Source organism: Curtobacterium flaccumfaciens, from assembly GCF_018598405.1.
GTDB lineage: Bacteria > Actinomycetota > Actinomycetes > Actinomycetales > Microbacteriaceae > Curtobacterium > Curtobacterium aurantiacum.
In genome coordinates this window covers 1-13,164 of the sequence record NZ_JAHEWS010000013.1, presented here as the reverse complement: position 1 = coordinate 13,164, position 13,164 = coordinate 1, and the positions used below count along the sequence as shown (strand labels likewise).

15 protein-coding genes are annotated in these 13,164 nt (G+C 71.0%); 9 read left to right on the top strand and 6 right to left on the bottom strand.

Annotated elements, in window-relative coordinates:
• Nucleotides 1–33: 33 nt before the first annotated feature.
• The 3 genes from KK097_RS09910 to KK097_RS09900 are packed head-to-tail and all read right to left on the bottom strand — an operon-like array spanning nucleotide 34 to nucleotide 2,238.
• A complete protein-coding gene (locus tag KK097_RS09910; protein ID WP_214544576.1) occupies nucleotides 34–747 on the bottom strand; it encodes a GAF and ANTAR domain-containing protein in 714 nt (237 codons plus the stop codon).
• Nucleotides 744–1,457, bottom strand: a complete 714-nt coding sequence (locus KK097_RS09905; protein WP_214530049.1) for a GAF and ANTAR domain-containing protein — start codon at nucleotides 1,455–1,457, stop codon at nucleotides 744–746. Before KK097_RS09905 ends, KK097_RS09910 begins: the two co-directional genes overlap by 4 nt.
• Nucleotides 1,450–2,238 carry a helix-turn-helix transcriptional regulator gene (locus KK097_RS09900; RefSeq protein WP_214544574.1) on the bottom strand — a complete coding sequence of 263 codons (789 nt, stop codon included), beginning with the start codon at nucleotides 2,236–2,238 and terminating at the stop codon, nucleotides 1,450–1,452. Before KK097_RS09900 ends, KK097_RS09905 begins: the two co-directional genes overlap by 8 nt.
• A gap of 184 nt (nucleotides 2,239–2,422) precedes the next feature.
• On the opposite strand from KK097_RS09900, the gene KK097_RS09895 reads away from it, so the two are divergent.
• From KK097_RS09895 to KK097_RS09880, 4 genes are all read left to right on the top strand, one after another.
• Nucleotides 2,423–2,755 (top strand): hypothetical protein, encoded by a 333-nt coding sequence (locus KK097_RS09895; RefSeq protein WP_214544573.1) that lies wholly within the window; start codon nucleotides 2,423–2,425, stop codon nucleotides 2,753–2,755.
• On the top strand, nucleotides 2,749–3,792 hold the full coding sequence (locus KK097_RS09890; RefSeq protein WP_214544571.1) for a helix-turn-helix domain-containing protein: 1,044 nt from the start codon (nucleotides 2,749–2,751) through the stop codon (nucleotides 3,790–3,792). The genes KK097_RS09895 and KK097_RS09890 overlap by 7 nt, the downstream gene beginning before the upstream one ends.
• Before the next feature lie 133 nt (nucleotides 3,793–3,925).
• Complete coding sequence (locus KK097_RS09885; protein WP_214530045.1) at nucleotides 3,926–5,035, top strand: fatty acid desaturase family protein; 1,110 nt, start codon at nucleotides 3,926–3,928, stop codon at nucleotides 5,033–5,035.
• 16 nt (nucleotides 5,036–5,051) lie between these two features.
• Nucleotides 5,052–5,261 (top strand): cold-shock protein, encoded by a 210-nt coding sequence (locus tag KK097_RS09880; protein ID WP_214530120.1) that lies wholly within the window; start codon nucleotides 5,052–5,054, stop codon nucleotides 5,259–5,261.
• Nucleotides 5,262–5,802: 541 nt separating this feature from the next.
• On the opposite strand, the gene KK097_RS09875 is transcribed toward KK097_RS09880, so the two are convergent.
• A complete protein-coding gene (locus KK097_RS09875) occupies nucleotides 5,803–6,483 on the bottom strand; it encodes a hypothetical protein (RefSeq protein ID WP_214544569.1) in 681 nt (226 codons plus the stop codon).
• Between the two features lie 199 nt (nucleotides 6,484–6,682).
• On the opposite strand from KK097_RS09875, the gene KK097_RS09870 reads away from it, so the two are divergent.
• The 5 genes from KK097_RS09870 to KK097_RS09850 are packed head-to-tail and all read left to right on the top strand — an operon-like array spanning nucleotide 6,683 to nucleotide 11,189.
• Entirely contained in the window at nucleotides 6,683–7,198 is a 516-nt protein-coding gene (locus tag KK097_RS09870; RefSeq protein WP_214531294.1) for a GNAT family N-acetyltransferase, read from the top strand.
• Entirely contained in the window at nucleotides 7,195–7,857 is a 663-nt protein-coding gene (locus KK097_RS09865; protein WP_214531293.1) for an HAD family hydrolase, read from the top strand. The genes KK097_RS09870 and KK097_RS09865 overlap by 4 nt, the downstream gene beginning before the upstream one ends.
• Nucleotides 7,854–8,504, top strand: coding sequence for an HAD family hydrolase (locus tag KK097_RS09860; protein ID WP_214544567.1), 651 nt, complete (start codon nucleotides 7,854–7,856; stop codon nucleotides 8,502–8,504). The genes KK097_RS09865 and KK097_RS09860 overlap by 4 nt, the downstream gene beginning before the upstream one ends.
• 51 nt (nucleotides 8,505–8,555) lie before the next feature.
• Complete coding sequence (locus tag KK097_RS09855; protein ID WP_214544565.1) at nucleotides 8,556–10,304, top strand: AMP-binding protein; 1,749 nt, start codon at nucleotides 8,556–8,558, stop codon at nucleotides 10,302–10,304.
• A 27-nt stretch (nucleotides 10,305–10,331) separates the two neighbouring features.
• Nucleotides 10,332–11,189 (top strand): hypothetical protein, encoded by an 858-nt coding sequence (locus tag KK097_RS09850; protein WP_214544563.1) that lies wholly within the window; start codon nucleotides 10,332–10,334, stop codon nucleotides 11,187–11,189.
• On the opposite strand, the gene KK097_RS09845 is transcribed toward KK097_RS09850, so the two are convergent.
• Together KK097_RS09845 and KK097_RS09840 are read right to left on the bottom strand one after the other, a co-directional pair.
• The gene (locus KK097_RS09845) at nucleotides 11,190–12,419 is read right to left on the bottom strand and encodes an MFS transporter (RefSeq protein ID WP_214544561.1); all 1,230 of its coding nucleotides are present in this window, start codon (nucleotides 12,417–12,419) and stop codon (nucleotides 11,190–11,192) included. It abuts the gene before it with no gap.
• A complete protein-coding gene (locus tag KK097_RS09840; protein ID WP_214544559.1) occupies nucleotides 12,416–12,988 on the bottom strand; it encodes an ArsR/SmtB family transcription factor in 573 nt (190 codons plus the stop codon). Before KK097_RS09840 ends, KK097_RS09845 begins: the two co-directional genes overlap by 4 nt.
• Nucleotides 12,989–13,164: the final 176 nt, after the last annotated feature.

Sequence of the window (13,164 nt, the reverse complement as noted above, 5' to 3'; positions counted from 1 at the left end):
GGGTCGACGGACCCGTCGGACCGGCCGCGCTCGTCAGGGGACGAGTCGGCGCTGCACGATCGAGCGGGCGACCTCGGAGAGCGGCTCGTGGTGCTCGAGCGCGTACCCCCGGATCACCGCGAAGGCGTCCTCGATCGAGACACCCCGCAGGTACGACACGACCCCCTTGGCCTGCTCGATGACCTCGCGCGAGCCGATCGTGCGCTGCAGCTGCGCCCGGACGGCCTCGTGCTCCCGCAGGGAGCGCTCATGCAGGATGCCGATCGTCGCGACGTCGGCCAGGGCCCGTGCGACCCGCAGGTCGGCCTCGGGGAGGGCACCGGTGTCGGTCCCGAACAGGTTGAGCGTGCCGATGACGTTGCTCCCCAGTCGGAGCGGGACGGCGTGCACCGAACGGAACCCCAGCGCCAGTGCGCCGGTCCGGAACATCGCCCACTCCGCAGGGGCGGCGTCGATGTCCGGGCACGTCACGGTCCGGCCGGTCGCGAAGGAGGTCATGCAGGGCCCGGCCTCGGCGTCGAGCTGCAGGACCTCGACGAGCCGGGTGGCCTCCGACGTGGACGCCACCACCTCGAGTTCCTGCTCGTCGTTCGCCAGCAGGATGCCGGCGGCGTCGATCCCGAGCACGTCGGCACAGGTCTCGACGAGCGTCTGCAACAGTTCGACGACGTCGTAGGCGTCCACCAGGGTGTCTGTGATCGTCGTGAACGTCTCGACGATCCGGGCTTCCCTGCCTGCTGTCGTCACTGGACCTCCTCGATCAGGTCGCCGCGTTTCTCGAACCGGACCGTGCCGTCCAGGATCTCCTCCGCCACGCGACGCATCGTCGTCCGGCGGGCGAACGCGTGTCCCTGCAGCAGCAGGTACGCGTCCTCGGGGCTGATGTCGAGCTGTGCGAGGACGACCCCGGTGGCCTGGTGCACCACGCGACGCGACGACGGGCTCCGGTCCAGCAGGGCGTCGTCCTCGTCGGCGATGGAACGGAGGGCTCGGCGGAGGACCCGGCGACTGACGGCCGAGGCGAGCGTCATGGCCTGCCGGACGGTGTCGTCCTCGATCGTCGCCGGCTGCGGGACGTACACGTCGACCGCACCGAGCGGGAAGGGCCCAAACGCGACCGGGAACGCGAACACTGCGCCGACGGGTTCGCGCCGGACGGCTTCGTTGAAGGCCGGCCACTCCGGGTTGGGACGCTGCACGAGGTCGGTCGCGAGGACCGGGGCGTCGGTCGCGAGGGCTGTCCAGCACGGGCCCTCGGACAGGTCGAACTGGATCTCGTCGACGCGGGTGGCGACCTCGTCCGTCGCGGACACCGTCTCGCTGGGGCAGAGGGCACCGAACGTCGAGATGGCGACACCACCCATGGGCAGTGCGAGCGCGAACGGCCCACTGAGTTGATCGTCGGCGATGTCCGCCGAGCGGAGCGCGCGGAGTGCACGCTCGAATGCGTCATCCATGGGCGCCTTCCCTGCCGTCTCTCGATCCTACGCGCAGGGCGGTTTCGGACGATCCGGACGGCGCAGTCGTGTTCGGCGGTGGGCCGGCGCGCCAGGCCGGGAGCTCGGCGGGCGGGTACGACCCCTGCTCGTCCTGCACGCGGAGCATCGCGTCCAGGGCCACCAGCGTCACACCGGAGGTCTCGCGCACCACCGTCCGCACCGCGTTGCCGAGCAGGAACGCCATCAGGTCCTCGCTGCCGCCGTCGGGCCGGTAGTCGCGCCACGGTCCGCTGCCGGCTCGCTGCAGGGCACCGGCGAGCACCGCCGTCGGGTCGTCGACGTCGACTTCGCAGTCCAGCACCAGGCGGAACCGCCGCTGGTTCCGGTCCGACAGGCTCGGCGCCCCGTCCTCGTCGTCCTCCGGCACGAAGGACCGCAGCGCGGACGACGGTGCGATGCCGTAGGCCGCCCGGAACGCAGCGGCCATCCGCCCCGCGTTGCTGAACTGCCACCGCTCGGCGATCTCGGCGATCGTCCGGCGGTCCGGCGCTCCCGATGCCGCCTGGAGGTCGCGGCGCACGCCCTCGAGCCGGACGGCCCGCAGGTACACGCCGGGCGTCTGACCGAGCTCGGCCTGGAACCGCTTCTGCAGGCTCCTGGGCGACAGCTGGACAGCAACGGCGATGTCCGTGACCGTGATGTGGGTGGCCGCGTGCTCCTGCACGAAGCGAACGGCGTCCCGCACCGCACGTGAGAGCCGGGGTGGCCCGTCCGGCACCGCGGTGCTCCCGTCGCTCATGGGCCGACCGTACGACACCGCTGCACCGTGCGCTCCCAGCACCGCCGTGCAGACCGCGGATGATCCGCCCTACGCGGTCTGCTGTCAACCCCTGACGTGACGGGAAATGTCCTGCCGATACTGAAAGTGTCTCGTGCACCGCCGGTTGAAGCGGTGCGCCACATCGGACCAACAGGGAGGCGCGATGGGACACGCACAGGGAACCTCGACCATGATGAGCGACTCGGTCGTGTGGAAACAGGTCGTCCACACCGACCGGATCCGCGCGCTCGCCGCGACGGACCCGACCGACATCCGGGTGCAGCCGGTCGACTCCGGGTGCTGGCGCGTCGTCGACGCCGCAGCGGCCTGGGGCGGCCCCGACATGCTCCTCGGGTTCATCGAGCGCACCGGCGACGGTTTCGACTGCACGCTCATGGCGGCACTGCACGAGCACGACCGGCGCGCGACGCTGCAGGACGCCCGCGCCTGGTTCGAGCACCGCTGCGGGCAACACCTCGATGAGGCACCGTGCTGACCGCGGTCCACGGCACGGACGCGGCCCGGACCGTCACCGCCAGGATCGACGGTCAGCGCCGTCGGACCGAACGTTCGGGGAGCGACCGTGCCTTCGCGGCACGCGTCCTCGCCCAGGCCGGACACGGGCGGGACGTCGCCTTCGACGCCGAGGAGGACCCGTTCCGCCTGCCGTTCCGGTTCCGGTACCGGACCCGGCGGGACGGTTGCGTCAGCCTCGTGACGGCGTCGGCGACCTCCGGGTTCTCGGGGGTGTTCGAGCCGATCGACCGGATCGTCGTCGGGTGGTCGAGCACCGGGGGCGTGCGTGTCGGGGTCGACGACGAGACCGTGCTCGAGACCCGACCCGGTACGCCGGTCCTCATGCCGACGACGGGGGCGTTCTCGGTGCGCGCCCCGAAGGGCACACTCCAGCTGGTCAGCATCGACCGGTCGCTCCTCGACCACGTGCGCGGGTCATCGGGGGGAACGGCGCCGGAACTGCCGACCCACGGGGCCGAGCCGCCAGGCGGCGCGCTCGAGCACCTGCGTCGGTGCGTCGAGCAGGTCGCCGTGACGGCCACCCGCGACGGCTTCACGTCCGGTGCCCGCACAGGTGCGCAGGTGGCACTGGTCGAGGCCGTCCTCGGAGCGTTCGGCGCGCGGGTGACCGCAGTCGTCCGGCGTTCCGTCACCCCGTCGACGGTCGAGCTCGCCGAGGCCTACCTCGACGGGCACTGCGATCGGGTGCTCTGCCTCGCCGACATCTGCGACGCGGTCGGGGTCAGTCCGCGCACGTTGCAGACGGCCTTCATGCGGGAGCACGGTGTCTCACCGATGACGTTCCTGCTGCGGATGCGGCTCGACCGCGTGCACGCCGCGCTCGAGTCCGGCACCCGTCACGAGACCAGTGTGGGGGAGGTGGCGATGGCCTGGGGGTTCCGGCACCTGGGGCGGTTCTCGGGCACCTACTTCCGTCGTTTCGGGGAGTACCCGGGTCAGACGTTGCGCGCATCGTCCGGCCGCTTCGCAGACGGTACGGAGCGTCACGCGGGCTGATCGGAGGCGCCCACAACGTGTTCCGGACACCACGGTGAACACGCAAGTTCGGCCCCTAGGGTCGCCACAAGCGCACTCGCGTGAACTCCCTCGAACCGGTTGAAGGACCGATCCGTACCGGAAGGCGGTCCACATGACCACCACTCCGCTCGCTCCGGGTTACACCCGCACTCGTCCCGCTACGGGAGCCCGCAAGGGCACCTCGACCTACTCCGCGCTCCTGGCGCAGGTGAAGGAGAACGGCTTGCTGCGCCGTCGTACCGGTTTCTACTGGGCACTGTTCGGCGCACTCGTCGGCAGCCTCGCCCTCGCCTGGGTCGCGTTCGCGTTCCTGGGTGACTCGTGGTTCCAGCTGATCGTGGCGGGTGCGCTGGGCGTGCTGTTCACGCAGTTCGCGTTCCTGTCGCACGAAGCCGCGCACCGTCAGGTGTTCGAGTCCCAGAAGTGGAACGACCGTGCGGGCCGCTGGCTCGGCACGTTCCTGGTGGGGCTCAGCTACTCGTGGTGGATGAACAAGCACACCCGCCACCACGGCAACCCGAACACGGTCGGCAAGGACCCGGACATCGCCCCGGACGGCATCCGGTTCCTGCCGGAGGACGCCGCCGCCGTGAAGGGCGGCGCGATGAAGACCTTCATGCGCTTCCAGGGGTGGCTGTTCTTCCCCCTCCTCACGCTCGAGGGCATCAACCTCCACCGCTACGCCGTGGTGTCGATCGTCACCGGCAACGGCACGAAGGCCGACGTCAAGAACCGCATCATCGAGGGCGCCCTGCTGGTGGCGCGGTTCGCGATCTACCTGACGGTCGTGTTCTGGTTCCTGCCGTTCGGGATGGCGTGTGCGTTCCTCGGGGTGCAGCTGGCCGTGTTCGGCGTGATGATGGGTGCCTCGTTCGCCCCGAACCACAAGGGCATGCCGACCATCGCCCACGATGCGAAGGTCGACTTCTTCTCCCGCCAGGTGCGCACGTCGCGCAACATCCGTGGCGGCTGGTGGGTGTCGTTCCTGATGGGTGGGCTGAACTACCAGGTCGAGCACCACCTGTTCCCGTCGATGCCGCGTCCGGCGCTGAAGCAGGCCCGGCTGCTCGTGCGTGACCACTGCGACACCCTCGACGTGCCGTACACCGAGACCACGCTGCTGCGTTCCTACGGCATCGTCGTCCGGTACCTCAACCGCGTCGGCCTCGCCGCCCGCGACCCCTTCGCGTGCCCCATGGTCACGCAGCTGCGCATCCACTGACGCCGTGCTGAGCGCCATGCCCACGGGCACCGTCAAGTGGTTCGACCACAGCAAGGGGTTCGGGTTCATCCACCCGGACGACGGGTCCCAGGACCTGTTCGCGCACTTCTCCAGCATCGTCGCGGCGACCGGCTCCCGGCCGCTCGCCCAGGACGACCACGTGCAGTACGAAGTCGGCCCCGGCAAGAAGGGCCCGCAGGCGGACAACATCTCGTTGATCCGCTGATCGGCACCGTCACGAGCAACGCCCCGACCGCTCCGGTCGGGGCGTTGCTCGTTGCGCATGTGGCCACGGCGCGCCGAGTCTCGCCCTGCCGGACAGTTCACGCGCACGTGAGCGCGTGAGGTGTCGCCCAGCCCGTGACGACGCCGGCCGCCGGCCCGGCGTCCCACAGGACGGACGGGAGGCCCGGTGCCAGCTGGCACCGGGCCTCCCGTCCGTCTGCGCGCACGTTCTTTCCCATCGCGGGCGCGTTGGTTCGCAAGAACGGGCGTACCTGGTCGGAAGAACCCACCAGGTACGCCCGGTTCAACCAGGTACGCCCGGTTCCACCAGGTACGCCCGGCTCCGCTCGGTATGCCCGGTACCACCAGGCACGCCCGGTTCCACCAGGTACGCCCGGTTCCACCAGGCACGCCCGGTTCCGCCAGGTATGCCCGGTTCCGCCAGGTATGCCCGGTTCCGCCCAGGTGTGCCCGGCGCGCAACGCGAGTCGGCCCGGACCACGCTGCTGCGTGGTCCGGGCCGACCTTGGTGGTGCGGGGTGTTACTTGATCTGTGCGGTGATGGTGGCGGTGCCGACGAGGAGGCCGCGCTTGACGGCGTCGGTGCCGAAGGTCTTGTTCAGCAGGCCGGCGGCGTCTTCGGAGATGTGGACGGTGGTGCCGGTCAGGATGGCGTTGTCGCCCTCGAGCTGGAGGGGCTTGAGGGAGCCGCCGTGCAGCTCGAACAGGAACGCGTTGGCCGCGGCGACCTTGCCGTTGACGAGGACGTCGCCGTAGAGCTTGGACGAGCCCGGGTTCACGACGAAGTTCTCCAGCGTGACGGTGGTGTCGCCGGCCTTCAGGGTCAGACCCGAGTCGTCGTGGTTCAGCAGGCCCTGCACGTACGGGCGGTAGTCGCCGTCGGGGGACCAGTAGGTGACCGACCCGGCGGTGATCGGGAACGACACCGACCCGTCTTCCAGGGTCGCGTCGCCGGAGACGCCGGGGGTGAGCTTGAGGGCGGTGAGGGCGTCGGTGAAGCCGGAGTCGAGCTTCACGGCGGTGGAACCACCGAGGACCTCGGGCACCGAAGCGACGGGTGCGGGGATCTTCGACTCGGACGAGGACACCGTCTGCACGTTCGGGGTCGCGGCCTGGGCGGAGGAGATCCCGAACGCGGCACCGCCGAGGACGAGGGCACCGGTCGTGGCGAGGGTGATGGAGGTCTTGAGGCTCTTACGCATCGTGATCAGTCCTTTGCTGTTGTCGCGCTCGGCGCGGTTGCTGTGTGCGCGCCGAACACACCCTCGAACAGGGTGGAGAACCAGCGGTGTGCGGCTGGTGAGCGCTCCGGGTGGTTCCCGGTCGTTGCAGGTGATTCGGCGTCGTCCGCGAGTCGGATTGGGACGAGTTCTCCGACCCCGTCGCCTCTAGGCTCGGGCCATGCGGGGAACGACGATCCGACCGACCACCGAGGACGACTGGGAGTCTGTCCGGGCACTGCGGCTCGAGATGCTCCGGGACACCCCGAAGGCGTACGGCGAGCGGCTCGCCGACGCGGAGCGGATGCAGGAGCGTGAGTGGCGTCGACGCGGCCGCCGAGAGCACGACGTCGGCGGGACGACCCTCGCCGCGATCGACGCCGACGGCCGGTGGCTCGGGACGATGGGCGTGTTCGTACCCGGTCCCCGGGTCGGGCCACTCCTGGTCGGCGTCTACGTCACGCCCTCGCACCGGGGTCGTCGTGCCGGCGTCACCGATGCGCTGCTCGACGAGATCGAGGAGTGGGCGGCCGCGCACGGGTCGGCCCTGCGGCTGCACGTGCACGAGGGGAACGCCCGTGCGCAGGCCTTCTACGCCCGGCGTGGCTACGAGCCGACGGGGGCGACCGAGGCGTACGTGCTCGACCCGAGCGAACGGGAGATCGAGATGATCCGGCAGCTGCGGGGATCGCTGTGACCGGCGGGACGCCCGGGGCTGCAGGGCCCGCCGTGCGGTGGCTGCTGTCCGACGTGGGCGGAGTCCTCGAACTCGTCGACGACGCCGCCTGGCCCGGACACTTCCGGGCGCGGTGGGCCGAGCGTCTCGGGATGACGACGGACGACTTCTCCGCACGCCTCGTCGCGGCCGACCTGCCCGACACCTCGCGTCGGACGGGCGTCGTCGACCGGTACTGGGCCGGGATCGACGCGGCACTCGGGCTGACGGCCGACCAGCTCGCCGTCATGCGTGCCGACTTCTGGGATGCGTACTGCGGAACGCTGAACCAGCCGTTGTACGACTTCCTCGCCGGACTCCGCGGCACGATCGGCCTCGCGATCCTGTCGAACTCGGGCGATGGTGCCCGAGAAGAAGAGGAGCGACGCTTCGGGTTCTCGGCGGTGTTCGACCCGATCTGTTACTCCCACGAGATCGGTGTGAACAAGCCCGATGCCGAGGCGTTCCGCATCACGCTCGAGCGCTTGGGGGCGGACCCGGACGAGGTGTTCTTCGTGGACGACGTGCCCGAGAACATCGAGGCCGCACGTACGCTCGGCATCGGGGCACACCTGCACGTCGATACTGACGAGACGATCCGGGTGCTCGGTGCGGTCGTGCGGGGGAGCGCGCGGGAATGACCGTCGGCATCGTGTTCTTCGACGTCGACGGAACCATCGTCACCCCCGGTTCCAGCAGCAGTTTCCTGGCCGCCCGGTTCGGGCACCAGGACGCGCTCGACGACGCAGAAGCCAGCTACGCCGACGGTGCGCTCACCAATCAGCAGGTGAGCGAGATCGACGCCCTCGCGTGGCGAGGCACGACCACCGCGGCGATCGACCGGTGGCTCGACGATCTGCCGGTTCTGCCCGGAACCGAGACCGTCGTCGAGTGGTGTCGCGCCCACGGCGTCGAACCCGTGCTCGCGTCGCTCGCGTGGCAGCCCGTGACCCGTTCCCTCGCGCGGCGGTTCGGATTCGTCCCGAACGGCGGGCCGCGCGTGGGGGAGCGCAGCGGCGTCCACGACGGCACCGTCGCCGAGCACTTCGACGAGTTCGACAAACGGGACCGGGCGCTCGCGCTCGCTCGCGACATCCGTGTGCCGATCGAACACTGCTGCGCCATCGGCGACAGCCGATCGGACATCCCGCTCTTCCAGGCGCTCCCCAGTTCGCTGGCGCTCAACGCGAGTCCGGCGGCACGTGCCGCCGCGAGTGACTCGGTCGACGCGGACGATCTCGCACTCGTGATCCCGTGGCTCGAGCACTGGATCCAAGAACTCATCTGATCAAGCTGCGCCGCGAGCAGGACAGCTGCTCCCGCGCCGGCTCCGAGCCGGATGCGGCATGATCGATCCGTGTCTTCTGTGAACCCGACCGACGCGTACCGTGCAGCCCGCGACCAGCTCCTCGCCGCGGACTCTCCCGAAGCGGCACGTGCCGGGTTCCGGTGGCCGGACGTCGGCGAGACGTTCAACTGGGCGACCGACTGGTTCGACGTGATCGCCCGCGACAACAGCCGGACCGCGCTGTGGATCGTCGAGGAGGACGGTCAGGAGCAGCGACTGAGCTACGCCGAGATGGCCGCACGGTCGGATCGGCTCGCCGCGCGCCTGGACGGCTTCGGTGTGCAACAGGGCGACCACGTCCTCGTCATGCTCGGCAACCAGGTCGAGCTGTGGGAGACCATGCTCGCCGTGATCAAGCTCGGTGCGGTCATCCTGCCGACGTCGACGATGCTGGACACCGCCGACCTGCAGGACCGCGTCGACCGTGGCTCGGTGGCGCACGTCGTCACGAACAAGAGCGAGACGCACAAGTACGACGACGTCCACGGTGCCTTCACACGCATCGTGATCGGCGGTCCCGCCGAGGGGTGGACTGAGTACCCGGGTGACCTGGGCGAGCCCGCACCCGCCGACGAGGTCCGTCCCCACGTCGTCACCCGCACGACCGACCCGTGCCTGGTGTACTTCACGTCCGGCACGACGTCGAAGCCGAAGATGGTCGTGCACACCCAGACGTCGTACCCGGTCGGGCACCTCAGCACCATGTACTGGCTCGGCGTCCGGCCCGGCGACGTGCACCTGACGATCAGCTCACCCGGGTGGGGCAAACACGCGTGGAGCTGCTTCTTCGCCCCGTGGATCGCCGAGGCCACCGTGTTCATCCACAACACCGCGCGGTTCGACCCCGTCGCGCTCCTCGCGCAGCTCGAACGAGCCGAGGTCAACACGTTCTGCGCGCCGCCCACCGCGTGGCGGATGATGCTGCAGTCCGACCTCGGCGCCAAGCCCCGGGCGCTCCGCGAAGTCATCTCGGCCGGGGAACCGCTCAATCCCGAGGTCATCGGCCGCGTCGAGGCGGCGTGGGGCCTCACCATCCGCGACGGCTACGGGCAGACCGAGACCACCGCGATCATCGGCAACGCCCCGGGCGCCCCCGTGACGCCCGGTGCGATGGGCAAGCCGCTCCCCGGCGTCACCGTCACGCTGATCGACCCGCTCACCGGCGAACCGGGCGACGAGGGCGAGGTCTGCCTGGACCTCACCGAACGGCCCGTCAACCTGATGGCCGAGTACCTCGGCGACCCCGACCGCACGGCGTCGTCGATGCGCGACGGCTTCTTCCACACCGGCGACATCGCCGTCCGCGACGCCGACGGCGAGCTGACGTTCATCGGCCGCACCGACGACGTGTTCAAGTCCTCCGACTACAAGGTGTCGCCGTTCGAGGTGGAGAGCGCCCTGCTGCAGCACCCGGCCGTGGCCGAGAGCGCGGTCGTCCCGGCTCCCGACGACGCCCGTCTCAACGTCGTCAAGGCGTACGTCACGCTGGCCACCGGATGGGAGGCGTCGGCCGACACCGCCAGGCAGGTCCTGGAGTACGCGCGCACGGCTCTCCCCGCCTACGCGCGCGTCCGTCGGGTCGAGTTCGCGGCACTCCCGAAGACCATCTCGGGCAAGATCCGCCGCGTGGAGCTGCGGGAGCGCGAGGAGCAGTCGGTGACCAACGGCACGCGCGCCGAGGGGGAGTGGCGCGACGACGAGTTCCCCGGCCTCCGCGCACCCCGCCCACAGGTCGGCTGAACCGCACGGGCACCCAGGGCTCGACACATGGAACTGATCGGGGACGTCTCGCGCGGCGACTGGTTGCTGGCCCGGGCCGGCGTGTTCGCCACGTTCGGCGGCGTCGCGGGCACCGGCTTCGAGGCGTACGTCCGGATCCTGCATCCGCTCCGAGCGGATCGCGAAGACCGTACGACCGTGGACGAGTACGACGAGCACCCGGTCCTCGAGTCGGCCGAGTGGCGCTGGGCCGACGTCGCCGCGCGCACCCGTCGGGCGATCAACCCGCTCGTGTCGTGGCAGACGCTCAGCGGTCGGGACGACGAGTCGGACCTGCCCTTCGAGGACGGCTGGGTCGTCCATCCACCCGAAGCGGGCTGGTACGAGCCGAAGCAACTCGCCGCGCTCACCGGGCTCCTCGCCGACGCGACGTCGACGCCGGACGACCTGGTCGGGGCGATCTGGGACGGGTGGGGCGACCTGAACGGGACGTCGACCCTGGCGTTCGGGTGGCAGGGGAGCGGCGAGCCGACCGCAACCGAGCGCGCGGAGATGCAGGCGCACATTGCCCGGAGGCAGGCGCAGCACCGGCGGGAGCAGGCTGCCCTCCGGCAGTCGCTCGCGGGTCCGCGGTTCGCCTGGCCCGACCGGGAGTGCATCCTCTTCTCGACGTCCCTGCCGGAGCTCAGCGATCCGTCGTGGACGGAGGACGCCCGCGTCGGGACGTACGTCGACTTCGGGCACACCCCGCAGATGCTCTGGCCCGAGGGGCACGAGTGGGTGCTCGCCACCGAGATCGACTGGGACTCGACGATCGTCGCCGGCCCTCGGTCGCTCGTCGACGCGATCCTCGGCGACGACCGGTTCGAAGCGTTCGAGGTCGACGCGGAAGCGTCCCTGGGCTGATCACGCCGGCACGGTCGCCTCCGTGGTCACCCGGCGGACACTCCGGGTCGACGCGGCGGCCACGGTGGCGACGACGATGACGACGGCACACCCGATCAGGGTCGTGGTCGTCCCGGCGGCGTGCGCCAACGGTCCCACCAGGGCCTCGCCGAGCGGGACGGCGACGAACGACCCGACCATGTCGTACGAGTAGACCCGCGACAGCACAGCCCGGGGCACGTTCGACTGCAGCGCGTGGTCCCAGGCGATCGCGAACAGTTCGATGGCCACCCCGCCCAGGGCGAACGCGACGAGCAGGGTCGGCAGGGCCGGTGCGATGCCGAGCGCCAGGACGGGGATCGCGGTCACGGCCATCAGCGCGACGCCGATGCCGAGGGCGTGCCGTGGCCGCCACCGCAGCGCGATCAGCGCTCCGAGCGCCAGACCGACGGTCTGCGCGGCGACGACGAGCCCCCAACCCGCCCTGCCGAACGAAGCGTCCGCGACCACCGGACCCAGCACGGTCGTCGCGCCGACGAAGGCGGCGTTGAGCACCGCGAACTGGGCGACCACCGTCCAGACCCAGCGTCGTCCCGAGAACTCGGCCCATCCCTCCCGGATGTCCGCGGTCACCGACGGACGGTCAGCCGGCGCGACGGACGGGCGACGTGGAAGTCGGATCCGCGCGTACAGGGCTGCAGCGACGGCGAAGCCGGCGGCGCCCGCCGCCAACCCCCACCCGGCGCCGACGAGTGCGACCATGCCGGCGCCGGCGGAGGCCCCGACGATGGTGCCGGCGTTGATGCTCAACCGGATCACGGCGTTCGCCGGGCGGAGCAGCGCCTCGGGCACGGTCTCGGGGACCATGGCAGCGGTCGTCGGCAGGCTCACCGCGGCGACCGCACCGTTCAGGACGCTCAGGACGACGAGGAGCGGGACGGTCGCGGTGCCCGTCAGGACCAGCCCGGCGACGGCGCCCTGCGTCAGGGCAGCTCCGAGTGACGTGGCGACGAGCACGACGTCACGGGGGAGACGGTCCGCGATGACCCCGCCGAACAGCAGGACGGCGACGTTCGCGACCGATCGCGCGGCGACCACCAGCCCGAGGTCGACGGGGGACCCGGTGAGGTCGAGGACGGCGAACGCCAGGGCGATCGGGGCGACGGCGTTCCCGACGATGCTCACCGTCCGGGCGGCGAGCAGCCAGCGGAACGGTGCGTGGCCGAGTGCGCCTCGTGTCGACGCGCTCACGGTCGCCGCATCGGGAACATCGAGACGGTCATCGACACCGGAACCGTGCCCGGGGTGCGGGGCCGCTGCGCCGCGGCGTGGAGCAGAGCGGACGTCTGGCCGACGTGGTGCACCACGCGGCGCCACGTCTCCGGGCTGACCCACAGTTCGGCATCGGTGGAGACGCCGGGCCCCGTGGTCCGTTGCTGCACCCGTCGCCGGAGCTCGTCGACCTGCGCCTCGATGTACACGAGCTGGTCCTCGACCGAGACGTCGTCCGCGCCACCGTCGTCGCCACCGCCACCGCCACCGCCACCGCCACCGCCGCCGGATCGGCCATCGGGGTCGAACGGCTGGGCCGACGACTCGTGCCGGTACCGCTTCGCCTCGCCGCCACGGAGCCGGACGACCTCGACGACGGTGACCAGCCCCGCCCGCTCGAGCACGCGCAGGTGGTAGCTCGCTGTGGCCTGCGAGAGCCCGAGCTCCCGGGCGGCCTCGGCGGCGCTCATCGCGGTGCTCGTCACGAGCGAGAGCAGGCGGAGCCGGATCGGGTGGGCGGTCGCCCGGAGGGACTGGAGGCTCGACATGCGGCAATGCTCTCCTGACCCGGAGACACCGTCAAACGGCCCTTTGGGGGTTGTCGGGAGTCGGCTGCGCACCGATCCTTCGCGTCCAGCGACAGTTCACGGCCCGCCGCACGCGAGAACTGTCGCCCAGCGCGAAAACCCGCGCGACCCGCGCGACCCGCGCGACCCCCCCGCCC

What these genes read in the sequence shown, in the direction of transcription:
- KK097_RS09905 (WP_214530049.1), bottom strand. Translation starts at nt 1,457, where the DNA reads ATGGATGACGCATTCGAGCGTGCACTCCGCGCGCTCCGCTCGGCGGAC.
- KK097_RS09900 (WP_214544574.1), bottom strand. Translation starts at nt 2,238, where the DNA reads ATGAGCGACGGGAGCACCGCGGTGCCGGACGGGCCACCCCGGCTCTCA.
- KK097_RS09895 (WP_214544573.1), top strand. Translation starts at nt 2,423, where the DNA reads ATGGGACACGCACAGGGAACCTCGACCATGATGAGCGACTCGGTCGTG.
- KK097_RS09885 (WP_214530045.1), top strand. Translation starts at nt 3,926, where the DNA reads ATGACCACCACTCCGCTCGCTCCGGGTTACACCCGCACTCGTCCCGCT.
- KK097_RS09880 (WP_214530120.1), top strand. Translation starts at nt 5,052, where the DNA reads ATGCCCACGGGCACCGTCAAGTGGTTCGACCACAGCAAGGGGTTCGGG.
- KK097_RS09875 (WP_214544569.1), bottom strand. Translation starts at nt 6,483, where the DNA reads ATGCGTAAGAGCCTCAAGACCTCCATCACCCTCGCCACGACCGGTGCC.
- KK097_RS09870 (WP_214531294.1), top strand. Translation starts at nt 6,683, where the DNA reads ATGCGGGGAACGACGATCCGACCGACCACCGAGGACGACTGGGAGTCT.
- KK097_RS09860 (WP_214544567.1), top strand. Translation starts at nt 7,854, where the DNA reads ATGACCGTCGGCATCGTGTTCTTCGACGTCGACGGAACCATCGTCACC.
- KK097_RS09855 (WP_214544565.1), top strand. Translation starts at nt 8,556, where the DNA reads ATGCGGCATGATCGATCCGTGTCTTCTGTGAACCCGACCGACGCGTAC.
- KK097_RS09850 (WP_214544563.1), top strand. Translation starts at nt 10,332, where the DNA reads ATGGAACTGATCGGGGACGTCTCGCGCGGCGACTGGTTGCTGGCCCGG.
- KK097_RS09840 (WP_214544559.1), bottom strand. Translation starts at nt 12,988, where the DNA reads ATGTCGAGCCTCCAGTCCCTCCGGGCGACCGCCCACCCGATCCGGCTC.